The organism is Clostridium sp. USBA 49 (assembly GCF_900167505.1).
GTDB lineage: Bacteria > Bacillota > Clostridia > Clostridiales > Clostridiaceae > Clostridium_AT > Clostridium_AT prolinivorans.
The window spans coordinates 32,006-56,749 of sequence record NZ_FUYD01000004.1; the positions used below are offsets into that span (position 1 = coordinate 32,006).

17 protein-coding genes are annotated in these 24,744 nt (G+C 28.8%); 6 read left to right on the forward strand and 11 right to left on the reverse strand.

The annotated features are described in order from the left end of the window. Positions 1 to 32 precede the first annotated feature (32 nt). On the reverse strand, positions 33 to 257 hold the full coding sequence (locus B5D11_RS13025) for a hypothetical protein (RefSeq protein WP_347476743.1): 225 nt from the start codon (positions 255 to 257) through the stop codon (positions 33 to 35). Between the two features lie 531 nt (positions 258 to 788). On the opposite strand from B5D11_RS13025, the gene kdpA reads away from it, so the two are divergent. The 5 genes from kdpA (at position 789) to B5D11_RS05350 (ending at position 8,774) form a co-directional block, all read left to right on the forward strand. Beyond that, the gene (gene kdpA / locus B5D11_RS05330) at positions 789 to 2,471 is read left to right on the forward strand and encodes a potassium-transporting ATPase subunit KdpA (protein ID WP_078682016.1); all 1,683 of its coding nucleotides are present in this window, start codon (positions 789 to 791) and stop codon (positions 2,469 to 2,471) included. A 33-nt stretch (positions 2,472 to 2,504) separates the two neighbouring features. Then, positions 2,505 to 4,568: a potassium-transporting ATPase subunit KdpB gene (gene kdpB, locus B5D11_RS05335; protein WP_078682017.1), complete on the forward strand. Its 2,064-nt coding sequence runs from the start codon at positions 2,505 to 2,507 to the stop codon at positions 4,566 to 4,568. Positions 4,569 to 4,608: 40 nt separating this feature from the next. After that, positions 4,609 to 5,235, forward strand: coding sequence for a K(+)-transporting ATPase subunit C (locus B5D11_RS05340; protein WP_078682018.1), 627 nt, complete (start codon positions 4,609 to 4,611; stop codon positions 5,233 to 5,235). A 141-nt stretch (positions 5,236 to 5,376) separates the two neighbouring features. Next, positions 5,377 to 8,076, forward strand: a complete 2,700-nt coding sequence (locus tag B5D11_RS05345; RefSeq protein ID WP_078682180.1) for a sensor histidine kinase — start codon at positions 5,377 to 5,379, stop codon at positions 8,074 to 8,076. Beyond that, the gene (locus tag B5D11_RS05350) at positions 8,076 to 8,774 is read left to right on the forward strand and encodes a response regulator (RefSeq protein ID WP_078682019.1); all 699 of its coding nucleotides are present in this window, start codon (positions 8,076 to 8,078) and stop codon (positions 8,772 to 8,774) included. Before B5D11_RS05345 ends, B5D11_RS05350 begins: the two co-directional genes overlap by 1 nt. Before the next feature lie 19 nt (positions 8,775 to 8,793). Here B5D11_RS05350 and B5D11_RS05355 read toward each other — a convergent pair whose 3' ends face one another. The 3 genes from B5D11_RS05355 to B5D11_RS05365 form a co-directional block, all read right to left on the reverse strand. After that, positions 8,794 to 9,639, reverse strand: coding sequence for a carbohydrate ABC transporter permease (locus tag B5D11_RS05355; protein WP_078682020.1), 846 nt, complete (start codon positions 9,637 to 9,639; stop codon positions 8,794 to 8,796). Beyond that, a complete protein-coding gene (locus B5D11_RS05360; protein WP_242942248.1) occupies positions 9,639 to 10,544 on the reverse strand; it encodes a carbohydrate ABC transporter permease in 906 nt (301 codons plus the stop codon). Before B5D11_RS05360 ends, B5D11_RS05355 begins: the two co-directional genes overlap by 1 nt. Before the next feature lie 81 nt (positions 10,545 to 10,625). Further along, positions 10,626 to 11,900 (reverse strand): ABC transporter substrate-binding protein, encoded by a 1,275-nt coding sequence (locus tag B5D11_RS05365; protein ID WP_078682021.1) that lies wholly within the window; start codon positions 11,898 to 11,900, stop codon positions 10,626 to 10,628. A gap of 479 nt (positions 11,901 to 12,379) precedes the next feature. On the opposite strand from B5D11_RS05365, the gene B5D11_RS05370 reads away from it, so the two are divergent. Beyond that, positions 12,380 to 13,108, forward strand: a complete 729-nt coding sequence (locus B5D11_RS05370; RefSeq protein WP_078682022.1) for an AraC family transcriptional regulator — start codon at positions 12,380 to 12,382, stop codon at positions 13,106 to 13,108. Positions 13,109 to 13,215: 107 nt separating this feature from the next. Here B5D11_RS05370 and B5D11_RS05375 read toward each other — a convergent pair whose 3' ends face one another. The 7 genes from B5D11_RS05375 to B5D11_RS05400 form a co-directional block, all read right to left on the reverse strand. Continuing rightward, positions 13,216 to 15,552, reverse strand: coding sequence for a YhgE/Pip domain-containing protein (locus B5D11_RS05375; RefSeq protein WP_078682023.1), 2,337 nt, complete (start codon positions 15,550 to 15,552; stop codon positions 13,216 to 13,218). A gap of 198 nt (positions 15,553 to 15,750) precedes the next feature. Continuing rightward, complete coding sequence (locus tag B5D11_RS05380) at positions 15,751 to 16,317, reverse strand: TetR/AcrR family transcriptional regulator (RefSeq protein ID WP_078682182.1); 567 nt, start codon at positions 16,315 to 16,317, stop codon at positions 15,751 to 15,753. 463 nt (positions 16,318 to 16,780) lie between these two features. Then, on the reverse strand, positions 16,781 to 17,020 hold the full coding sequence (locus B5D11_RS12800; RefSeq protein WP_242942249.1) for a hypothetical protein: 240 nt from the start codon (positions 17,018 to 17,020) through the stop codon (positions 16,781 to 16,783). Then, the gene (locus B5D11_RS12805; protein ID WP_242942250.1) at positions 16,990 to 17,349 is read right to left on the reverse strand and encodes a DUF1016 N-terminal domain-containing protein; all 360 of its coding nucleotides are present in this window, start codon (positions 17,347 to 17,349) and stop codon (positions 16,990 to 16,992) included. Before B5D11_RS12805 ends, B5D11_RS12800 begins: the two co-directional genes overlap by 31 nt. A 116-nt stretch (positions 17,350 to 17,465) precedes the next feature. Next, positions 17,466 to 19,370, reverse strand: a complete 1,905-nt coding sequence (locus B5D11_RS05390; protein WP_078682024.1) for a UvrD-helicase domain-containing protein — start codon at positions 19,368 to 19,370, stop codon at positions 17,466 to 17,468. Next, on the reverse strand, positions 19,367 to 21,415 hold the full coding sequence (locus tag B5D11_RS05395) for an ATP-dependent nuclease (RefSeq protein ID WP_180376959.1): 2,049 nt from the start codon (positions 21,413 to 21,415) through the stop codon (positions 19,367 to 19,369). The genes B5D11_RS05390 and B5D11_RS05395 overlap by 4 nt, the downstream gene beginning before the upstream one ends. Positions 21,416 to 21,602: 187 nt before the next feature. Beyond that, on the reverse strand, positions 21,603 to 24,692 hold the full coding sequence (locus tag B5D11_RS05400) for a restriction endonuclease (RefSeq protein WP_078682026.1): 3,090 nt from the start codon (positions 24,690 to 24,692) through the stop codon (positions 21,603 to 21,605). Between the last annotated feature and the right edge of the window lie 52 nt (positions 24,693 to 24,744).

Below are 24,744 nucleotides of genomic sequence, written 5' to 3' on the forward strand. Positions count from 1 at the left end.
ATAGCCAATAATATTTTCTACAGATTTTTTATCTATATATAATACAGGTCTTCATATAATACAGGTCTTCCTTTGATTTTTATAATTTTATCTTGTCTTAATAGTGTATTAAGTTCCATACTTACATTGTTACGCAAAATTCCTAATGCCTCTGAAATTTCACTTGCACTAAAACCTTTATTTTCTTTTAAATCTTCTAATGTAAGATCTTTAGATTTTTCAATTAAATAATTATAAACTTTATCTATTCGCTTCATAATTTTAACCTCCATTATAGAGAACATTTACAATAAATAATACTGTATAGTAAGTGTATTAATACACTGACATTATAACATATTATTTATAAATTGTGTAAAAACTAAATATTATTATGTACTTTTTTAAATTTAAATTAGTAAAATTTATTCTTATCTTATTTTTATTTTATAAATGTTATTAGTATATTATTAAAATTCTTTATACTTTCTTTATATAAATACAAGCAATCTTAACACAATCTTAATACTTAAAATGTTATTATTTAAATTTGAAAAATAAGCTAGGAGGTATCTAGTTATGAAAGATGCGCTTTTTATAGTATCATTATTAATTTGTTTTATTTCAATTAAATTATTTATAAATTGGTGTGATAAACAGATTATAAAAAAACAATAATAAATAATATTTGGAGGTAAGCATATGTGGATTTTAATAATTATTATAGTATTACTTTTTTTATATCTTACTTATGCATTATTTAACCCTGAAAAATTTTAATCAAGGTTTAAAAATAGGAGGAAAAATATATGGATTGGTTACAAATAATAGTAACTTTATTAATATTTATGATTTTAGTAGTTCCTATGGGAAAATATTTATATTGTGTATCTACCGGAGATAAAATTTTAGGAGAAAAATTTTTTAATAAAATTGAGAATTTTATTTTTAAAATATGTGGAATAAATAAAAATGAAGAAATGAATTGGAAAGAGTATGTAATTTCCATAATTACATTAAATGCAGTTATAGTATTTATAGGATATATAATATTAAGAACTCAAAATTTTCATATTTTAAATCCAAATAAAATAAAAGCTATGGAACCTAGTTTGACATTTAATACATTAATTAGTTTTATTACAAATACTAATCTTCAAAACTATAGTGGTGAATCAGGGCTTTCTTATTTTAGCCAAATGACAGTCATAATATTTATGATGTTTATATCATCGGCTACAGGTTTTTCAGCTGCACTAGCTTTTATGAGGGGAATTGCTGGGAATAAAAAAACAATGGGTAATTTTTTTGTTGACTTAGTAAGAATTATTACAAGAGTTTTATTGCCGTTTTCAATAATTATAGGGCTTTTATTGGTAACTCAGGGAGTACCTCAAAATTTTTCTGGTATTCATAAAGTAACTACAATAGAAGGTAAAATGCAAGACATAGCAATGGGACCTGTAGCAGCTTTAGAATCTATAAAGCATATAGGAACTAATGGAGGAGGTTTTTTTGGTGCAAATTCCAGCCATCCTTTTGAAAACCCTACTCCTTTATCAAATTTAATTGAAATTTTATCAATGATGCTAATTCCTGGATCCCTTGTATATACTTTTGGACTTATGATTAAAAATAAAAAACAAGGCTGGTCAATATTTACAGCTATGGGAATACTATTTTTAATAGGACTACCAATATGTTATTTGGCCGAAAAATCAGGAAATCCAGCTTTAGCACATATAGGATTAAATCAATTTATGGGAAATATGGAAGGAAAAGAAGTTAGGTTTGGTATAGCACAATCATCTTTATTTACTCAAGTAACTACAGCTTTTACTACAGGTTCAGTTAATAATATGCATGATTCTTTAACTCCTATAGGAGGTGCCGTTGCACTTATTAACATGATGCTTAATGTAATCTTTGGAGGAAAAGGTACAGGATTTATGAATATGATTATGTATGCTATATTAGCAGTATTTTTATGTGGCCTTATGGTTGGAAGAACTCCAGAATTTTTATCTAAAAAAATTGAAGGAAAAGAAATGAAATTAATAGCACTTGCTATAATTATTCATCCATTTTTAATACTCATATTTTCAGCATTAGCTTTAGTACTTCCACAAGCTTCAAAAGCTATAACAAATCCAGGATTTCATGGACTATCGCAGATTGTATATCAGTTTACAACTTCTGCAGCTAATAATGGTTCTGCTTTTGAAGGTCTTTTAGATAATACATTATTTTGGAATACTGCAACAGGTATTGTAATGTTTTATGGAAGATATTTATCTATAATTATACTTTTAGCAGTTGCAGGCTCACTTGCTTCTAAAAAAGCAATACCAGTTTCTGCAGGAACTTTTAGAACTGATAATTTAATGTTTACAATCACTTTAGTTTTTATTGTTTTAATAATAGGTGCATTAACATTTCTTCCATCTTTGGCACTTGGACCTATAGCAGAACATCTTACATTATGGCATTAAAATTAAATAAAAAAAGAAAATGAGGAGATTAATATGGGTAATAAAAATAAAAAATCTAAATTTATTACAAAAGATATGATAAAAGAATCTAGTATAGAAGCTTTTAAAAAACTCAATCCTAAATATATGGTAAAAAATCCTGTAATGTTTGTAGTAGAAGTAGGTTTTTTTATATCTTTACTGCTTACAATATTTCCTAATATTTTTGGAGAACAAAGCAATAATTTTAGAATTTATAATTTTATAGTATCTATAATTTTACTTATAACAGTACTTTCTGCTAATTTTGCAGAAGCAATAGCTGAAGGCCGAGGTAAGGCACAAGCGGAAAGTTTAAAGAAAACAAAAAAAGATACTATTGCAAAACTTTTAGATGATAAAGGCAATATTAAAATTATAAATGCAAATGAATTAAAAAAAGGTGATATAGTTTTAGTTGAAAGTGGAGATATCATACCTAATGATGGAGAAGTAATAGATGGTGTAGCATCTGTAGATGAATCAGCTATAACAGGTGAATCAGCTCCAGTTATGAAAGAATCAGGCGGAGATTTTGCTTCCGTTACTGGTGGGACAAAGGTTGTAAGCGACTGGCTTAAAATTAAAATAACAGCAACTCCTGGAGAATCATTTTTAGATAAAATGATATCACTTGTAGAAGGAGCATCTAGGCAAAAGACTCCTAACGAAATAGCTCTTAATACTGTACTTGTAAGTTTAACTTTAATATTTTTAATAGTTATTGTGTCTTTATATCCTATGGCTTTATATTCTGGAGTTAAAATTGAAATTTCTACATTAATAGCTCTTCTTGTATGTTTAATACCAACAACTATAGGAGGTCTTTTATCTGCTATAGGTATTGCAGGCATGGATAGAGTTACAAGATTTAATGTAATAGCTATGTCAGGAAAAGCAGTTGAAGCTTGTGGTGATGTAGATACTATCATACTTGACAAAACAGGGACTATAACTTTTGGAAACAGGTTATCGTCAGAATTTATACCTGTTGACAATATAAAATCTGAGGATTTAATAAATTACGCTGTTATTTCTTCTTTAAAAGACGATACTCCAGAAGGAAAATCAATAGTAGAACTTGGTAAAAAATTAGGAGCTAAAATTAATTTTAAAGAATATGAAGATTTACCTTTTATAGAATTTACTGCTCAAACCAGAATGAGTGGAATAGATTTAAAAGATGGCTCTACTATAAGAAAAGGCTCATATGATGCTATTAAAAATAGGATAAAAGAAATGGGAGGTACTATGCCGAAAGATTTAGAAGATAAAGTAAATGAAGTTTCTAAACTTGGAGGTACTCCTTTAGTTGTTTGTGTTAATAATAAAATATATGGAGTTATATATCTTAAAGATACAGTTAAACCTGGTTTAGTGGAAAGATTTAAAAGACTTAGAGAAATTGGAATTAAAACAATAATGTGTACAGGAGATAATCCATTAACTGCGGCAACTATTGCTAAAGAAGCTGGAGTAGATGGATTTATAGCAGAATGTAAACCAGAAGATAAAATAGAAGCAATAAAAAAAGAACAGGCAGAGGGAAAAATTGTAGCAATGACAGGAGATGGAACTAATGACGCTCCAGCCTTAGCTCAGGCAGATGTTGGGATTGCTATGAATAGTGGTACTACTGCAGCTAAAGAAGCCGCTAATATGGTAGATTTAGACTCAGACCCTACTAAAATTCTTGAAGTAGTTGAAATTGGTAAGCAATTACTTATAACTAGAGGAGCTTTAACTACTTTTAGCATAGCTAATGATATTGCAAAATATTTTGCAATAATACCAGCAGTTTTTACTACTGCTATCCCACAAATGCAGATTATGAATATAATGAAACTTTCAACTCCTTACAGTGCAATACTCTCAGCATTAATATTTAATGCAATAATAATACCAATACTTATACCAATAGCTATGAAAGGAGTAAAATATAAACCTATGAAATCTGAAATAATGCTTCTAAGAAATATGCTTATTTTTGGATTAAGCGGCATAATTGTTCCATTTATAGGTATTAAACTCATTGATATAATAATAACTCCATTAGTCAAAATTTTAAATTTAGGATAGTCTATAACCCTATAAAAAATATTAGAAAGGACGAATTTTTATGAAAATAATAAAAAAATCTTTACTTATAAGTATAGTTTTATTACTTCTTTGCGGAGTTATTTATCCACTATGCTTAACAGGAATTAGTCAATTGGTTTTAAATAAGAAAGCTAATGGAAGTATGATTGTTATTAACGGTAAAGAAGTAGGGTCAGAGCTTATAGGTCAAGATTTTACAGATCCAAGATTTTTTAAAGGTAGAATTTCAGCCATAAATTATAATACTTATACAAAAGCTGATATAAAACCTGATAAATATGGAAAAACATCTTATACTGGTCCTGAATCTGGATCTGAAAATTTAGCCCCATCAAATAAAGCTTTGCAAAAAAGAGTAGAAAAAGACATAGAAGAATTTTTAAAATCTAATCCAAAAGTAAAAAAAGAAGATATACCAACAGACCTACTTACAAGTTCAGCTTCAGGTCTTGATCCAAATATAAGTCCTGAAGCTGCTAAAATTCAAATACCAAGAGTTTCTAAAGCCTCTGGAATAAGTGAAGATAAATTACAACAATTAGTGGATAAATATACTGAAGGAAGAAGTTTAGGATTATTTGGTGAACCAAGGGTAAATGTTTTGAAGTTAAATATTGAAATAGCATCTATTTTAAATAGTAAATAATTGCTAATTTAATAAATTTAATAAATCATTTGAAGAAAATAACAATGAATTATATAATAAAATATATTCAATGATTGCTTATTTACTGTGCTATATTTAGTTTTTGTTATATATCCATATTATAAAAGGAGGTTATTTAAAATAAATACTGATAACAGGCCTAATCCAGAATATCTGTTAAACCAAATAAAAAAAGAGCAAAATACTCCTGCAAGAGGGAAATTAAAAATTTTTTTTGGATATGCAGCAGGTGTTGGTAAAACTTATGAAATGCTTCTTGAAGCTCATGAGCTAAAAAAAGCAGGAAAAGATGTTGTAATTGGATATATCGAACCACATGCAAGGCCAGAAACTATGGCATTAATTAAAGGTATCGAAAAAATAGACATTAGAACAATTAATTACAAAGGAGTAACTGTAAAAGAGTTTGATTTAAATAAAGCACTCTTAAGAAAACCTGAAGTAATATTAGTTGATGAATTAGCTCACACAAACATAGAGGCTAAAAGGCATAGAAAAAGATGGCAGGATGTAGAAGAACTTCTTGATGCAGGAATAGATGTTTATACTACTTTAAATGTACAGCATATTGAAAGTTTAAATGATATAGTTGAAAGTATAACTCATATTTCAGTAAGGGAAACAATTCCTGACAGAATATTTGATGAAGCAGATAATGTAGAATTAATTGACATTGAACCTGATGAATTATTAAAAAGATTTAAAGAAGGTAAAATATATAGTAAAGCTCAGACAAAAACTGCTTTAAAAAATTTTTTTACTAAAAATAATTTATTTGCTTTAAGAGAAATTGCCCTTAGAAGAACAGCAGACAGAATAAATTACGAAGTTGAAAATGTAAGACTTGCAAAAGGTCAAATAACAGTAATTCCTACATCAGAACAAATACTAGCATGTATAGGTACTTCACCTTCATCTGCAAGAATTATACGTACAGCAAGTAGAATGGCGGAGGCCTATCACTCTAAATGGATAGCCTTATATATTGAAACAAATAGCTCTAAGAATTTAAGCAGTGAAGAAAAAGAAATACTTAAATCAAATTTCACTCTAGCAGAGCAGCTTGGAGGAGAATTAGTTACCTTATATGGTGACAATATTGTAGAACAGATAATTGAATATGCAAAATTTAGAAATGTAACTAAAATAATAATAGGAAAAAATCACAAAAAAACTAATAATTTGTTCCGTTTTTATGCAAAAGACATAGTTGATAAATTAATGGATTCTAATTCCTATATTGATGTTTATGTTATACCTAACACTACACATAAAAAAAGAAACAGTAAAACTGTGTTAAAAGATAATTTTAATTTTAAATTATCTTATGTAGATGTTATTTTGTCAACTCTTATAATGGCTGTATTTATAACAATATCATTAATTTTTTATCACTTTAAACTTAGTGAATCAAGCATAATTATGATTTTAATTTTAGGTATTATAATAGTAACTATTAAAACTAAAGGATATACTTTGGGTTTTATATGGTCAATTATTAGTATATTTTTATTTAATTATTTATTTACAAAGCCGAGATTTTCATTACATTTTTCTGATAAAAACTATTTATTTACTTTTCCTACAATGTTAATTGTAACTTTTATAATAGGAACATTAACAACTAGAATACAAAAGGAAGCAAAAAATTCTATAGAAAGAGAAAACACTACTCAAATATTATATAGAGTTAGCAAGAAACTGCTTAGTGCTACTGGAACATCTGATGTAATTTCCATAGGTATAAAATATATGTCAAGGCTTCTTGGAAGAACTGTAATTTGTTATTTATCTAAAGATAATAAGCTTTTACCGCCTTTTATTTATAACTCTGATAAATCTGGTAAAAAAGATTTTATTTTAAGCAAAGATGAAGAGGCTATTGCATATTGGTGTTTTTTAAATGATAAAGAAGCAGGAATAGGAACAAATAATTTTTATGCTTCAAAAAGTTATTATATGCCTTTAAAAAGTCAAGGTAAAATATTAGGTGTTATAGGTGTATTCTCCAATACTGCTCTTAAACCAGAAGAAAAATATATATTTCAAACAATTTCAAGTCAAATATCTATTGCTTTAGATAGAGAAATTCTTTCTGAAACTCAAAAAAACATTAAACTTGAAATAGAAAGTGAAAGACTAAGAAGTAATTTATTAAGATCAATTTCGCATGATTTAAGAAGTCCTTTAGCAGGTATCAAAGGAGCTGTAAGTACTATTATTGAAAATGGTTCTTCTATTTCTGATGCTAAAAAAGATGAGCTTATTCAAGGCATTTACGAAGACACAGAATGGCTTATAAGGTTAGTTGAAAATCTACTTAGTATGACTAAATTTGATGAAGGTAAAATGGAAATAAAAAAGAATATGGAAGTTGTTGAAGAAGTAATATACGAAGTTGTACAAAGAACTTCTAAAAGATTTAAATCTCATAAAATAAAAGTAACAGTTCCTGATAATGTTATAGTAGCTCCTATGGACGGAAGTTTAATTGAACAAGTTCTTATAAATTTAATTGATAACTCTTTAAAATTTACCCCAAAGGGATCAGAAATAGAAATTAAGACATATGAAAAAGACGAAAAAGTATTTTTTGAAGTTATTGATAACGGAACTGGAATAAAAGAAGAAATACTACCACATATATTTGATAGATTTTTTACCGATGGAGGTAAAATAAGTGATTCCAGAAGAGGTGTAGGATTAGGTCTTGCTATTTGTAAATCTATAGTTGAAGCTCATGGAGGGAAAATTTGTGCATATAATAAAAAAGGTGGAGGAGCAGTTTTCTGCTTTTATATTCCAAAGGAGGGAAATTAATGGAAAATAAAGTATGCATACTTGTTGTTGAAGATGATAAACCTATAAGAAATTTTATAACTACATCATTAGAAGCACAAGATTTTAAATATATTGAAACAAGTAAAGGGAAAGAAGCTATTGTGCTTTCAATGTCTTATAATCCAGATCTTATAATATTAGATTTAGGACTTCCAGATATTGATGGTATAGAAGTCATAAAAAAAGTAAGAGAGTGGTCTAATACACCTATAATTATTGTTTCTGCCAGAGAAAATGAAAGGCAAAAAATAGAAGCTTTAGATAAAGGAGCCGATGACTATTTAACTAAACCTTTTGGTATTGGCGAACTGCTTGCAAGAGTCAGAGTAGCTTTAAGACATAAAAATTCTATAGAAAATCAAAATTTAAACAAAGATAAATTTAAAGTTAGAGATTTAGTTGTTGATTTTAACAAAAGAAAAGTATTGATAAATAATGAAGAAATACATTTAACTCCTATAGAATATAAAATAATGGCTCTTTTTTGTAAATATCCAGGAAAAGTATTAACACATAATTTTATTATTAGTGAAATATGGGGCGGACAGGCAGGCAATGAAACCCAATCTCTTAGAGTATTCATGGCTAACTTAAGAAGGAAAATAGAGAAAGATCCTGCCCATCCTCAATATATTTACACTGAAGTTGGAGTTGGATATAGATTAATTGATGAATAAAAATAATTTGTATTTTAATCTATTTTACAGCTCCAGCCATAACACCTTTAATAATATATTTTTGTGAAAATAAATAAAAAATAATAACTGGTATTATAGAAAGAACAAGTCCTGCCATTGCCAAATTCCATTGTATTGTAAATTCTCCAAAGAAGTAAAAAGTTGATAGGGGAATTGTTCTTAATTCAGGACTTCTAAGAACCAAAGATGGAAGTAAATAGTCATTCCATATCCAAATAACATTTAATATAGCTACAGTTACAGTAATAGGTTTTAATGTAGGAAAAACTATTTTCCAAAATACTTGAAATTTATTAGCCCCGTCAATCATAGCTGCTTCTTCCAGAGAAGCTGGTACTCCTTTTATAAAACCATGGTATAAAAATACTGATAGGCTTAATCCAAATCCTATATACATGAATATAATACCAAAGTAACTATCTATCATAGAAAAATTTATAGATTTTATTTTCCATTTAGTCATATACTGCATTAAAGGTATCATAACTGATTGAAAAGGAACAAGCATTGTAACTACAAATAAATATAATATAAAATCCGAAATTTTTGATTTATTTCTAACTAATACCCATGCTGTCATAGAAGAAAATATTATAATTAAAGAAATACTAATTACTGTTATAAAAAGTGAATTAGAAAATGCTCTTACAAACTTCATCTTTTCCATTGCCTTTGTATAATATGAAAAATCTATAGGTTTAGGCAATCCCATCGTATCTGTAAATATTTGTTTTCTTCCTTTAAAAGAATTAACCACCATAATATACATAGGAAATAGAGTTAAAAATGCAATAAACCATCCAAATAATGCAACTAAGCTTGAACCTTTTATTCCTTTTTTCATTACATTTCCACCTCTCTTTTCTTTGTAAAATAAACTTGAGCTACCGTAATTAACATTATTACAAGGAAGAAAATAATAGATTTTGCTTGTGCTATTGCATATTTATTATAACTAAATGCTGTTGAAAATATATTCATAGTTATAAGTTCTGTGGATCCAAATGGTCCTCCATTAGTTAATGATAAATTAGTATCATATTGTTTAAATGCATTTGATAAAGTAACAAATAAACTTATAGTAAATGCAGGTGCAATAAGTGGAAGAGTAATTTTTTTAAACTTTGTAAAACTATTTGCACCATCTATTTCTGCTGCTTCCATAACTTCATCAGATATGCTCTCTATAGAAGCTATATAAATAACCATCACATATCCTGCCATCTGCCAGGTTCCAACAATAACTAATGCCCAAAATGCCATAGTTGAATCATCAAGCCAATTAAATAAAATATTTTGTTTGTGTAAAATCTCTCCAAGCTGAACAAAAAATTTAGTAAATACAAACTTCCATATAAAACCTAAAATAAGTCCTCCTATTAAATTAGGTAAAAAATATATACTTCTTAATATATTTTTTGATTTTATTTTTGAAGTTACCAAAAGTGCTAAAGTTAGACCTATAATATTAACAAAAATAACCATTGCTATAGTATATTTAGCTGTAAGCAAAAAAGATGAAATAAATTTTTGATCGCCTAAAGCTAATGCATAATTTCTTAAACCTGTAAATTTTGAGCCTTTAAATGCAAATCCATCCCAATTAGTAAATGAATAAATAACTCCCATAATAAAAGGTATTATAACTACATTTACAAATATAAATAATGAAGGAATAACAAATAAAGAAGTTGTTATTTTATTTTTGGTAGACTTTTTCATTGCTTCACCTTCCATTTCTACAAACATTATAAAATATATTATGAGGTTAAAAGCCTTCAATCATATAAATTTTAGAAGGCTTTTAATCTCATAGAAAATTATATTATTTTATTTGCTTACAGCATCAGTCCAAACTTTATTTATCTCATCTAAAAGCTGATCAGTATTTATTTTCCCAGCATAATATTTTTCCATTGCACTAGAACAATCTTTATCTACTCCAGCAGGGAAAAGATTAAAAGTCCAAGGAACTGTTTTACCCTCTTGTGAATACTTTGAAACATCTGCTGCTAAAGGATCCATATCTTTTGTATCAAATCCTTCATATGCTGGTATTAATTTGAATTTTTCAGTTACATATGTTTGTCCTGCTTTATCAGTATATAACCAATCTAAAAACTTTTTAGCACCTTTTTGTTGTGCTTCAGTAGCATTTTTATTTACACGGAAAAAGTTAGTATTCCCTACAGCAAGACTATCATTAGCATTAAACGGAACAGGCATCATACCATATTCAAAATCAACATCATAATCATCTAAAAGTGATTGTACCCAATTACCTTGATGAATCATTGCATATTTACCTTGTGCAAATCCAGCAACTTGTTCATCATAAGTATCTTTAGCTAAATTAGTATGAGTTTTTAATTTATCTAAATCTTGAACATATTGTTTAACTTCTGGTACATCCTTTAATTTTGTTTTCCCAGATATAACATTATTTATAACTTCTTTATAATTATCCATTACTGCAAAAGGCCAGTTAAATGGATGCATAAACTGGAAGTAAGTTTCTTTACCAAAAGCAATTGCCTTAGAAACTCCTTGAACTTTTTCAAGTTTTTCACAAGCTTTAATTAAATCATCCATTGATTTTATATCTTCAGCTTTTACTCCGGCTTTTTCAAATAAAGTTTTATTATACACTAATCCAAATCCTTCTATAGCAACTGGAAGACCATATAATTTTCCATCTTTCATTGCATCTTCTTTTTGACCTTTTACTATTTTTTTACTTGCTGCTGTATCATCTAATGTTGTCATATAATTAAAAAATTTTTCAAATTCAGAACCACTTCCGCAAGTAAATATTGTAGGTGCTTTCCCTGGATCAGAGGCAAATTGAGTTTGAAGTACTTTTACTAAATCATCTCCAGCTGCTCCCAATATTTGAACTTCAACATCATTTTGAGATTTGTTAAAATCTTTCGCAGCATTTTCAAGCTGTTCTTGAATTTCAACTTTATTTTGAATTAATGTAACTACCGCCTTTTCTTTAGAATCAGTATTTGTATTTCCCTCTGTTTTTGTCGTAGAAGAACATCCTGATAACGTTGATAGTATTAATGCCGCAGCACACACTCCACTTAAAAACTTTTTCATAACACGCCTTCCCCCTATTATATTAATATTTTTAGGTAATTACTTTTGCTTAATATTCAACATTATAATCGTAAAAGTTTACAATTATAACATTTTTGCTTTTAAATTACACTTAAGTTATATATAACATTTTTAAATTTTAAACTATATTTTTATTTAGTATAAAATTTATTGATATAATTTAACTTTTTAAAGTCATATAATTTAATTATTATAATTTAATATATAAATTTTTAAATTAATAATCGTTTTCAATAAAAGCATTATATTACTTTAATTCTAAAAAATTTTAATATTAAGTGTAATTTAAAGCATTTTTTAATTACCTAAATTATTATGTTTACATTATATATTGAAAATAGTATACTTTTTATAAAATATTAATATTTTTTACAAAATTTTAAGGTAAATTTTTAAATTAATTACAAATACCATTTAAATTTATAATTATTATTAAATTTTAATTTGGAGTGATATCATTGAGTAATATTTATAAAAAACTTGAGCTTATTATTGCACAAAATAAATATAGTTCTTATACTCATCCTCCTTATGAACTTGAAAAAAAATTAATGCAGTATATTAAACAAATGGACAAAGATAAAAGTCTTGAAACATTATCACAGATTAATTCTTTAGAAAGAGCCCATTTATCTAAGAGACCTCTTAATTCTCTTAAATATTCTCTTGTAGGCTCCTGTACTCTTTTTACAAGAGCTATTATTGAAGCTGGAGTAGATGCCGAAACTGCATTTATGTTAAGTGATTACTATATAAATCTTATAGATGAGACTAATACGAAAGATGAAGTGCAAAACTTAGAATATAAAATGATAGATGACTTTATAGAAATTGTAAAAACTCATAAAAAACATATTTATAATCCTGTTATAAATCGTGTAATTTCTTATATTAAAAAAAATATAGAAAATACTCTATCTCTCCAAGAGATAGCTGAATTTGTAAACGTACATCCAAATTATCTTTCTTCAACTTTTAAAAAAGAGGTAGGAAAAACTTTAAGTGAATATATTAATGAAGAAAAAATAAATGCAATAAAACTTTACTTAATTTACACTAATTCTTCTATAAGTGAAATAAGCTGTATATTTAATTTTAAACATGTAGGTTATTTTTCACGTTTTTTTAAAACTCATACAGGTCTTACCCCTATGGAATATAGAAAACAAAATAGTTCTTTATATTAATTAAATCAAAGATATAGAGGATATTCATGAAAATTAAACATTAAAAACCATTATTATTAACTATTATCTGCATAAATAAAAAAAGAGTCAGCCTTTCGGCCGCCTCTTTATACTGATAAATTATTTTCTATAACTTTATTTATGATTTCCCCTTTTCTTATAAAAATCATGTTAATTATCATAAATATCATCCCAAATATAGTTAAAATTATAGAATCTTTTATGATTAATGAAGTATTCATACTAGCTGAGAATAAAATCTCCCTTATAGCACTTACTGAGTATGTGAATGGTAGATACATACTTATATCTTTAAAAAAGCTTGGCAAAACTTCCATTGGAAAAGTTCCTGCATCAGAGCATAACTGAAGTACTAGTAATACTATTGCAACCGCTTCACCTGCTAGTCCAAATAAACTTATAAGTGTATATACTATAGAATCAAATGAAAGTGCCATAAGTATCAGAAACAAAAATAGCAATGGTATATTTATAGGTTTGAGTCCAAGCCATAAAATAATTTCTCCAAGTAAAACTGCTTGAACTATACCTATTAATGCATAAGGAATAAACCTCCCTATTGTAAGCTTCGCATTACTTAATTTTTCATAGTCCTTAATTTTTATTTTTATAGCTAAAAGCATAAATACTGCACCAAGCCATAAAGATATAGGAATAAAGTATGGTGCAAGTCCTGATCCATAGCTATTTGCTGACCCTATGGTCATTTCTGATACCTTTACCGGCTCTCCTATAAAATCTCCAAAATCCTCACTTGTAGCTTTAACATTATCTTCAACCTTTTCTACCCCATCTTCTAAACCATTCTTTAATTTCTCCGTTCCAGACTTTAATGAAAGTATTCCATCTGTAAGCTTATTTGAACCATAAGCGAGTTTGTCTATCCCTGAAAATAATTCAGGCATTTTCAAATTCAAGACACTTACACCATCTTTTAAATTCAATGAACCACTGTATAATTTAGAAACTGTATCAGAAAAAATTGGTATGCTAGAATTTAAACTATCCATTCCTTTAGATAACTCCGATGAACCTGCATCTAAATTATTTATTCCTAAAGCTAATTTATTTGTGCTATCTACATAAGTATTAACACCTATAGTAAATTTTTTAATTCCTTGCTCCTTAAAATTATTAAGCCCATCATAGTAAAGAAAAACTGCAGATTTATTATTATTTAAATCAAGCTCACTGGAAAGATTTTGAGTTCCTGAAACTAAACTGTTTATCCCATTTTGAATGTCTTTAATGTATTTACTGTTTTCTTCACTTGAAATAGCCTGACCTTTTATATCCTGCATGGTCTTTAAAAGTATCTGAATATTAGGATCTTGCATTGCAGTTGGATTTGCCTGTAAATATGCATTCAAGCTTCCCTCAGCAGAAGTTAAAGACTTTTTCATATTTTCTTGGCTCTGTAATGTAGTTCCTATAAGTAAATTTACTCCATCTCTAACCTGTAAAGCACCATTATTTAACTTATCTGCTCCATTCTTTAAGGCACCTGTTAATTGCTTATATCCAGAAATCATCTGTTTTTCATAAACACTGTTTAAATTATCTGATCCATCTTTTAAAGCTTTAGAATTAGCTGTAATTTTCTCAGCTCCTTCCTTTGCAGAAGTTATTCCATCCTTTAAATTCTTTGTTCCATCCGAAAGTTTATTTATTGAATCAGATAAAATCATCATCTTAGAATTTAACTTTTCTAAACCATTATTTAACTTATATGTTCCATTTTTAAGGTTTGTAAATCCATTTTTAAATTCTGGCACACTACTATTTAAAGTATTTAATCCATTTGCAAGCTCCTTTCCTCCTTTATAAAGCTTATCCTCACCATTTATAAGTTTTAAAGTTCCATAAGAAGCATACTTTAGACCATCTCTAAGTTCATAAATTGTATCAAAGGCTATTTTTCCGTAATTTTTAGAAATATCACTGTTTACTTCTTTTAATATTTCGTTTTTAATACTCTCTGAAATCTTTGTTCCAATATAATTTTTTTTATTATTTGAAATATAGTTAAGCTTAGGATTTTTAACATTTCCCTCCTTAGCATTTACTATATTTTGAGAAAAATCTTCTGGAATTTCAATCTCAGCAAAATATTTATCGTTTTTGAGACCTTCTTCTGCTGTGTTTCTATCCACAAATTCAAAACCTATATTGTTTTTATTTTTAATATTATCAACAATATCATTGCCGTAGTTTTTGTTTTTCCCATCTAAAACAGCTCCTTTGTCATTATTAACTATAGCAATATGATAATTTTTCAAATCACCATAAGGATCCCAATATGCTTTTAAATATAGTAAAGTATAAAGCAAAGGTATAGCAATAACAGCAATTATAGCAGCTATTTTTATCTTATTTTCCACTAAAGCCTCAAGTTCACTTTTAGTTATTCGAAATAAACTCATGTTTTTACCTCCTTTATAAATTTTATAACTGACTGGTCAGTACAAAAATATTTATACCACTTTTTTTAAAATAAATCAAGAGAACTATATAGTATTAAAAATTTTTTACGTTTATTAATAAGATTCCCACCAAATTCTTAATTTTTAACAATAAAAAACTCAGGTTTCTTTTAATTTGAAGCCTGAGTTTTTTTATTGTTAAACCTGAATTCCATTCAATATATACATCATTAAATTTTCTGTAACCTCATCTATATTACTTCTTCCTTTATTTATAAGTTCATATACAGCTGCAGAACACAAAAGACCAAAAAATATATAAGCCATAAAATAAGGATCACCCTTTTTTATTACACCTTCATCCATAGCATCTTTTATATATTTTTCTATACTGTTTATATACTTACCTATAACTTCCCTAAGCTCCAACTGTCTAATCTCTTGCCCCCAAAGCTGACTCATTATTACCTTAAAAAAATCTTTCTTTTCATAAACCAAGTTAAGCTGAAGCCTACACAAAGCTTTTAGCTTAGATAAAGAATTCTTTTCTTTTTCTGTAACCTCTGCAATCTGCTCTTTTATAACTTCTATACCTTCAGTTATAACATATTTAAATATTTCTTCTTTGCTTTTAAAATGATAGTATAGAGTTCCCTTAGCTACACCTGCTTCCTGAGCCATGTCATCCATAGTAGCCCCTTCATATCCGTTAATTGAAAAAATCTTTATTGCAGCATCAAATATAGCCTTCTTTGTTTTACTCATCATATGATATCACTCCATAATTGTTTATAGATTTATATTTTTATTATCATCATATTTGCTATAATTAGTTTAATTTTATGCAATTTTCTGTAATATGTCAAATTAGTGTTACTGTTATTAAAAGTTTAGCACAAAAATCCCAGTGAAAATTTTATTTTTACTGGGATTATATTTTTTACATTTACTTAAAGATCTAGTAAGCTTTTATAGCAATAGGTTGTAAAAATGGCTACACTTTTCCCCTTCTCCCAAGAGATTTTAATAAAAACTTCTCAATTTTATTTTTAAATTAGTTTTTTACAAACAGTGGGTGATTCCAATTATCTTCTATAGTAAACCTTTCATCTCTTATGTATTATCTTTCATAAAGTTTCTGCTGATGTAAATTTATTTGTTATTATAATCCAGATTTCTTTAATTTCCGATTTATCTCAATTATAAATTTTATAAATCTTACTTTTATTTATGAATCAGCCATTTCAAAATTATCTTCAGCCCAAGCTTGTATTTTTATGTAGCTTTTGTTTTCTTCTCTAAGAAGCTTTAAATCATTTATAATAGTAAGTTCTGGCTTCTTGGATATAGCAGAGCTTATTCTCTCTCTTATGGTTCTTACACTCCATCTTTCAGTGCTGCACATGGTTGTATAGAAATCTTTTCTTAACCCATCTTTTATTGATATAATTTCCTTAAATACGACCATGTTAATTGTTGCGACAGTGTAGCGACAATTTCTCCTTTTGGAAAAGCTTCATAGAACTGAACCATTCTAAAAAGATTACTTTTGCTGTATCCTCTACCATATTGCTCAGATAATTCCTTAGCCAAGGCAGCAACTACCTTTTCACCGTAGCCAGCTCTTTCAACTTTAATAATATCTTCCTTTATTGTCTTACCTATATTCCAATAAAGTAATACAAGTTCAGAGTTTACAGAATGATATACCCTTTCTTTAGTTGTTTCGATAAGGGCAGATACATTTTTATAAAGTGAGGACAGTTCCTCAGTAGTATTTATAATTTCTTTAGACATTATAGACACCTTCTTTATTTTTCGATAATAATAAATATAATATTTGAATAACTCCCTTAATACAAGCATTATCAAAGACTTTATATTTATCCTCTTTAAGTATACATATAAATCAATTATATTTCAGTAAAGGCTACCTCATCCACTACCTCAGATTCACGTAATAACTCATAAAATGTTTGTATCTGAGCTCTGCTCTGAGTTTTTTTTCTATTATATCTGTCGGTTCTCAAATTACTAAAAGTAAAAATCGCTCTTCTTTTTGCCCTAGAAAGTGCCACGAAAAAAGCACACATATCCTCTTGCTTCTGCTGTCTAAAACTCCAAAATGCCCCATCTTCAAGACCTACAAAAATAACTGTATCATATTCAAGACCTTTGCTCTTATGTATTGTCATTATAGGAATAGAGTTAACTCCCTTTAACTCCATTACTGCCTGAGTCCAATTCATAACCTCACTATATTCTTTCCAAAGATTTGAGGTTAAATCATCTATCAATCTATAAAGATTTGCAAAGTTTTTATACTGAGGAAAAATGCCACTTATAATATTCACTCCTAAATACTTAACAATTTTATTTATAACCTCCTTTAACTGATCTTTATTAGTTGTAGTTTCTAACAATGCTTTTAACTCCACCAAAAATTTATTAAGCTCCATTTCTAAGTCTCTAATCTTTTCTTCTTTTGAATCATCATCGTATCCCTTTAACATTTTGAATAATTCCACAACTTCAATCCATTGTACAGGAGCTTGTTTGTCATTAGATAGGATTATTATATTTAAAATAGCTTGAGCAACCTCATCAGATAATAACTCTTGCAAATTGGCTTCGTTTCTCGCTTTTATGTTATTGAGTTTGAGACCTTCCACAATAAGTTTACTATAAGCATCAACATTTTGTTTTGCAATAATACATATATCCCTTGGAGAAATATCCTCTTCCTCAAGCCAAGTTTTTATTGACTCACAGACTATTTCTGCTTCTTCTTCCTCATCATTAAATACCCAATTTTCACATATACCATCTTCTTTATTCCACTTTTTATTAGTTTTTATATCTGTTACTCTGCCATTAATAGCATATGATATAACCTTTTGAATGGCTACTAATCTTGGTGCTGATCTATGGTTCATAATTAGTTCTTTTTGTACTGATGTAAAGTCCTTCTTATATGTATTAAATATATCTTCCATTGCACCGGCCCATTTCATAATACGTTGTTTATCATCGCCTACAGCAGTTAATATGGAATTAGAACCTAAAAAAGCTGTCTTAACCAAATCATATTGTACCTCAGTAGTATCTTGAAACTCATCAAGAAAAACATATTTGTAAGTCATCCTTAAAGCTTTTCTAATACTTGGATTGAACCTCAATAAATATTCAGCAAGCCTTGATATCATTGGAAATGTTAACGATGGTGTCAACCAGCTTTCTCCATTTATAAGAGAATGCCATACCTTCCCAATGAGCCATTCATTTATATTGTTATAGTCTTTACATATAGGAAGCATATTTTTGGTAAGATAAAATCTAATGAATTCCGTTGTACTTACTTCATGAATTCCATATTCATTTTCTATATCATGAGGCAAATCATAGTGTTTAATCAAACTTTCAATATCATCGTGTGATGCAATATTATATTCTGCTGGTGGTCTATAATCTTCTGGTATACTCATCCTAAAATGATCCACTAAATGCTTAGCAAAAGAATCGTAAGTCCTTGATACAAATCTTTTAGCCAGATCTTTCCCACATCTTTTTTCTACACGTTCAGCCAAATTCCTAGCTGCGTCTTTTTTAAAGCTTATTGCTAATATTTTCTGTGGATTTGGACATTTATTAGTCTCCAATAAGTAACATGCCTTTTGTGCAAGCAGCTCTGTTTTACCTGCTCCAGGACCTGCTATTACAATACAATTAGTATCTGTTTTCACAGAATCATACGCTGCATCTTCTAACTCAATTCCATCTGATGGAAACCATTTATCACAATTAGTATATCTTATCATAAATTAACGTCACCTACTCCTAATTCAGAAAATGGATCATCTTTTAAATTGCTATAGATGGCTACTACTAATTTTTTTAATGGTTCTGGCATGTTATCCTTTAATTTCTTATTATCTATATTAGATAATGCCATTATGTGCGTACTTGGCTTTTGACGCTGCAAGAAAAGATAGTTGTACCATATCATTAGTTCTCTTTGTTCCTCACTGTAGCTTTTGCCATCTCCACCATCATCCTTTAAAGTTGCTCTAACCGCACTTTCTATTTTTTTATTAAACTCACTTAAATTGGTTAACTTGTCAGGAATTCGTGGTCCTCCATTTTTAGGAGCAGTATGTTTATATTCCTCAGGGAATGCTTCTAACATCATAAAATCAATATCTAATGGTGAAGAAAAAAATACATTATACTTATTTAAGCGTACAATCCAAGAATTTAATCTTTCTGAATCAAGTTCCCATGTATGCATTTTTTCAACACTGTCGTTATCTAATATAGTATTATCTCTTAACAAAAGAAGCTCATTTTCGTTATGTCCATTTTTAAGAAGCTGTTTTATAGCATACTTAATTCTTCCCCATGCTCCTCCTTCTCTCTCAGTGTCTAAATCAAGCAATGTAATATACGGAATTTCTAAAGAGCTCAATAGCTTCCAGAAGTGATTAACATGTCTTCCTCCAAGAGGAACAATTGAAATTCCACTATTATCTGCTTTAGGTCCAAGTAACTCCAATAGCTTAGGAATAACAATTTCTTCACTGTCGCCCTCTCCAAGGATAACTAATCTTGCAAAATAAAGCTCTGGATATGCTCTCACAGCTTCTTTAATATACTTATATGCCGCATCAGTTTTCTCCGGTAGTTTAATTTCATTTAATACTGTAGAAAAATCTTCCTTACTAATTCTTAGATGACGGATAGATTCAGGATCAACTCTTTTTATTATAGCTGGAGTATGGGAAGTAATTAAAATCTGAGCATTAGCTTTTTCAGCAATTAAATTTAAGTTATTTATTATCCTGCCAAGTAGATGCGGCGAAACATGATTTTCAGGCTCTTCTACTGCAAGTACCGTTAATGCAGTTGGTGTTATGTTATTAAACTCATGTCTATCAGTATCTTCACTGGCCTTTTTTTCTATCTCTAACAAAGAATTTACCAGTGATAAATAAAATAAAGATCTCAACCCATCTCCAAGAGAATCTATTTTATAGCCTTTATTTGTTACACTTGGCAGAAATTCAATTTCCATCTTTTTTAGTATATCCTCAAGCTCTGCACTATTGAATTTAATGTTTGCTTCTGTATATCGAATATCCCTGTGATAATTTTTCCATTCCTTATTAATCACCTTTTTTATGTACTTTACAGCGGGCTGATCATCGAATAATAAATCCACTTCATCTACTTTATCCTTTAATTTTGAATCAATATCTTCAGGCCATTTTATCATTCTCATTATCCGCCACAATATTGTGCCAGCTGCATTTTTTAACTGGACAGAAGGTTCCCTAACTGCCGGCACATAAATAACTTGGATACTTGAGCGTTCTTGACTTGGGACCTTGATTTTATTAACACCTTCCTTCTCTTCTTCGTTACTATCTTCAGGTATAAATATATACCATAAATTAGTTTCTATGTCTCCTTCAGGAGTACTTCCTATTGTCCAAGTTGATTCTAATCTAATTCTTACGTAAGGAGTTAAACCAGGTTCTTTTATAACCATTCTATTAAAGAATACTGGAACTGCAATACTTTTATCTGCATCCTCTCGTAATTCTGGAAATTCTAATATAGCTTCTATGGATAAACTATTATTATTTAATTCTTCAGGGGATACCCCTTTGGGTATGTGAAAATCACTTTTTACTATTTCTCTATCTTTTGTGTTAGCTCCAAACAGTTTTAATAATGATTGAAGTACAGTTGTTTTCCCGCTACTGTTTGTCCCAATAAATGCCGTTAAATCATTTAATCTAATAACCGTTTCCGTAGCGCCAAAACATCTGAAGTTTTTTAATTTTATTTTATTTATTTCCATAAACATCACCCACTACTACAAAATAAGCTTTCATAATTAATTTCAAGCCAAAAACTATACTATATGTAACTTGAATGCATTTTAAGTAAATATGACTTTTAATTTACTTCTGATAATAATAAAAAAATAGTTTTATTAAAGAAAAAGGCCTGAAACCTTATAAATTTCAAAGTTTTTCCCTTCATGCTTAACTGCTCCTTCTCCTTAAGATATCCTCCTTCACCAGCTCTTTAAACTTGTTATAGCTGTTAACCCAATCAAAAGTAATATCTTCTGAAACCTTGGCAAAATGCTTCTTTGCACAATTAATTTTAGCATCTTCCACCTGAGTCAGATCCTTCTTTTCCTTATCGCACTTTGTTTCAACTATAAAGTAAAGTTTAGCCGTTACATCATCTACCTTATGGATAATAGCCCAGTCAGGTGAATAATTTCCATAAGGAGTATCAATTACAATACCACCCTTTTTAAGTTTAGTAAATAGAAGCACCTCTGGGTCTTCATCAAGACTCTTTGCAAATTTAAATTCTCCATCACTATCAACTCTTATATACTTATGAAGTGCTCTTTTATAATCTCCCTTAGTTTTATATGCCCTTTTATTGTCTATCATACTTCTTTCAATCTCTTCCACAGAAAATATAGAACTTTCCTCAAAGAGATATCCATCTATAACTTCATAGTCAATATTTTTAGCCTTAAACTCTGTTAATTTATCCAATATAGCCTTCATAACCTCATCAAGAACTGCTTGTTTTTGGAGGAATTTTTTATTTTTCAAACCTGAAATAATCCTAAACAAAGCCTTCCTTGGAAGCATTGTGTGATGCATAAGGTAATTAGTAATTTCAAAATCACTCTTTGTAATTTCAATATTTTCATCACCAAGAGCAAGGCTTACCTTAGCCGGATCATCAAATTTAAACTTTCTGGTTTCGTCATAATCTCCCTTACCTGTTGCTACTTCAAATTCTCTTTTTAGTGCCTTGTAACTTAATTTCTCATTCAAATCATCAATACATTCTTTAATAAACTGTTCGTTATCAATTTTAACCTGATACATAGTTCTCTTTACTATACGATTTTTAAGTTCTGTCCATAGTTTTTGAAACTCTGATTCAGTAACAAAACTATGATATCCATTAACAACTGGTTCTTCATCGCCATTTTTGATTTCAATCCTGCGGCTTCCTTTGTTTTGCATATTATCTATAAATCTTTCTTTGATTTTGATTTCAAAGGTTTTTAGGGTAGGATTCTTAAATTCATAATATAATATATCCGCTGCATTTTTAGTAAGTTCATTGTTCTTTGGATTAATAATTCCAGCTTCAGTTAATTCTACCTTGAAAGCTTCCACTGTTTCCGCAACTATAAACTCCTTAGGCATACCTGCTTCCTCAAGGGTCCTGTATACTATATCATAAGTTACTTCTTCCTTCTTAAAACCGGCTTCACTGCTAAAATCATTTTGTAGTGCTTCTGAAAAATGGTCATAGTAATCATTGGCTATAACAGTTAGAATATTTATATCCTCATCAAAGCATCTATTACCATGTATATCTACTGGTAATCTAAGTCCACGGCCTATCTCCTGCTTCTTTGCTATTTCTGAACTTCCCTTTTTTAGTGTACAAATCTGAAATACATTCGGATTGTCCCATCCTTCTCTAAGAGCTGAATGGGAGAATATAAATGCGAGAGGTTCCTCGAAGGATATAAGTTCATCCTTTTTATCAAGTATGAGCTGAATTCCTCTCTCTATATCTTCTTGAGCCTTCTTATTCATATTAATTTCATCCTTAGACCAATCAAAACCTTCTACTTCTGTCTCGTTATTCTTCTTATCACGGGCAAAATATCCTTCTCTTACCTTTTGAACGCTTTTGTACTCTGGAAAAAGCTCTGGATACTTTCTAAATACTTCATTGTATCTTGGGTCAATGATAATCTTTGAATATTCTTCATCAAATATTTTAGCATACAGTCCTCTGCCATCACAGGATTCACTGTCTCTAAAATTCTTTACAGCATCTATAAAGAAGAGTGAAATTACCTTAATTTTATAACCTTTTTCAAGTATTTTTAACTGCTTTTCAAAGTGTTTTTGTATTGTCAGTCTTATTTGAATTCTAATTAAATCAAGCTCATCAACATCATAATTATTCTCTCCTTCCTTGAGGACGAGAACATCATCTCCTAACCCAATCTTAAGGCCATTTATTTTATGTGGATCTTCTAATACTATCATATTTTTATATTGTGAAAGTCCCCCTGATAACTCAAATAAGGATGCATTTTTTAATACATTAAATGTCTTAAACCTTACACTTCCACCAGGCTCACTATAGAATATTTCTATCTTCGCCTTTAAATCCTTTGTGAACTCTACATAGCGTACATAATTATAGTCTTTACTTATATTGCTGTATATTGTTTTAACTTCTATTTTTTTAACCAAATCCTGTTTATAAGCCTCATAAGAGTCCAGTTTATATATTTGATTATAGAGTTTTTTATGTGTGGCTGAATATCTTAATATAAACAGTGGATTCAGTTCCTCAATTGCACTTAAAGATGCAGTCTTTTTTTTACTGCTGCCCTCAAGTCTTTGTGGTTCATCTATAATAACAATAGGATTTACATACTTTAGTAAATCCCAAAGTACCCTGCCTGTTTCATCTTCTTTTCTTATTTTGTTTGTATCCTTGTTAAAGGATTGAATATTCATTATAGCTATTCTTAAATCTCTTGCTTCAACAAAATCCGTAAGCTTTCCTAGGTTATCTGAATCATATACAAAGGCATGTTTTGATATATCAAGACCATGATAAAGTGTCTTAATATGCTCCTTTAACATCTCTATACTTTTTTCTACACCTTTTCTAATAGCAACAGTAGGTACAACAATTATAAACTTCATAAAGTTATACGCTTCATAAAGCTCTAAAATAGTACGAAGATAAACATAAGTCTTTCCTGTACCTGTTTCCATCTCTACAGTAAAGTTATATCCTGCATCAAAAGCATTACTTGGAAAGAGCATATTTTTATTTTGTACTTCCCTCATATTATTCAGTATTATACTTGGTCCAATATCAAGCCTATTTCTTACTGGATCCTTCTCCCCAAGTCTTTTTATATGGCGTGTTGCACCCCTGTATATTACATCTCCAAGCTCCCTGTCCTGACCTTTGAAAAGATCTACAACAGCATTTATAGCTCTACGTTGATATTCCAAGCTTTCATCAAAATTAAAAACTATTTTCTGCGTCATACTCTATCTCCCCTCCTGTATTCCAAAATAGCACATAATAATTGCACCAATA

Excerpts from the sequence above, each read along its gene's own strand:
- B5D11_RS13025 (WP_347476743.1), bottom strand. The coding sequence starts at position 257 with ATGAAGCGAATAGATAAAGTTTATAATTATTTAATTGAAAAATCTAAA.
- kdpA (WP_078682016.1), top strand. The coding sequence starts at position 789 with ATGGATTGGTTACAAATAATAGTAACTTTATTAATATTTATGATTTTA.
- kdpB (WP_078682017.1), top strand. The coding sequence starts at position 2,505 with ATGGGTAATAAAAATAAAAAATCTAAATTTATTACAAAAGATATGATA.
- B5D11_RS05340 (WP_078682018.1), top strand. The coding sequence starts at position 4,609 with ATGAAAATAATAAAAAAATCTTTACTTATAAGTATAGTTTTATTACTT.
- B5D11_RS05350 (WP_078682019.1), top strand. The coding sequence starts at position 8,076 with ATGGAAAATAAAGTATGCATACTTGTTGTTGAAGATGATAAACCTATA.
- B5D11_RS05355 (WP_078682020.1), bottom strand. The coding sequence starts at position 9,639 with ATGAAAAAAGGAATAAAAGGTTCAAGCTTAGTTGCATTATTTGGATGG.
- B5D11_RS05360 (WP_242942248.1), bottom strand. The coding sequence starts at position 10,544 with ATGTTTGTAGAAATGGAAGGTGAAGCAATGAAAAAGTCTACCAAAAAT.
- B5D11_RS05365 (WP_078682021.1), bottom strand. The coding sequence starts at position 11,900 with ATGAAAAAGTTTTTAAGTGGAGTGTGTGCTGCGGCATTAATACTATCA.
- B5D11_RS05375 (WP_078682023.1), bottom strand. The coding sequence starts at position 15,552 with ATGAGTTTATTTCGAATAACTAAAAGTGAACTTGAGGCTTTAGTGGAA.
- B5D11_RS05380 (WP_078682182.1), bottom strand. The coding sequence starts at position 16,317 with ATGAGTAAAACAAAGAAGGCTATATTTGATGCTGCAATAAAGATTTTT.
- B5D11_RS12800 (WP_242942249.1), bottom strand. The coding sequence starts at position 17,020 with ATGGTCGTATTTAAGGAAATTATATCAATAAAAGATGGGTTAAGAAAA.
- B5D11_RS12805 (WP_242942250.1), bottom strand. The coding sequence starts at position 17,349 with ATGTCTAAAGAAATTATAAATACTACTGAGGAACTGTCCTCACTTTAT.
- B5D11_RS05390 (WP_078682024.1), bottom strand. The coding sequence starts at position 19,370 with ATGATAAGATATACTAATTGTGATAAATGGTTTCCATCAGATGGAATT.
- B5D11_RS05395 (WP_180376959.1), bottom strand. The coding sequence starts at position 21,415 with ATGGAAATAAATAAAATAAAATTAAAAAACTTCAGATGTTTTGGCGCT.
- B5D11_RS05400 (WP_078682026.1), bottom strand. The coding sequence starts at position 24,692 with ATGACGCAGAAAATAGTTTTTAATTTTGATGAAAGCTTGGAATATCAA.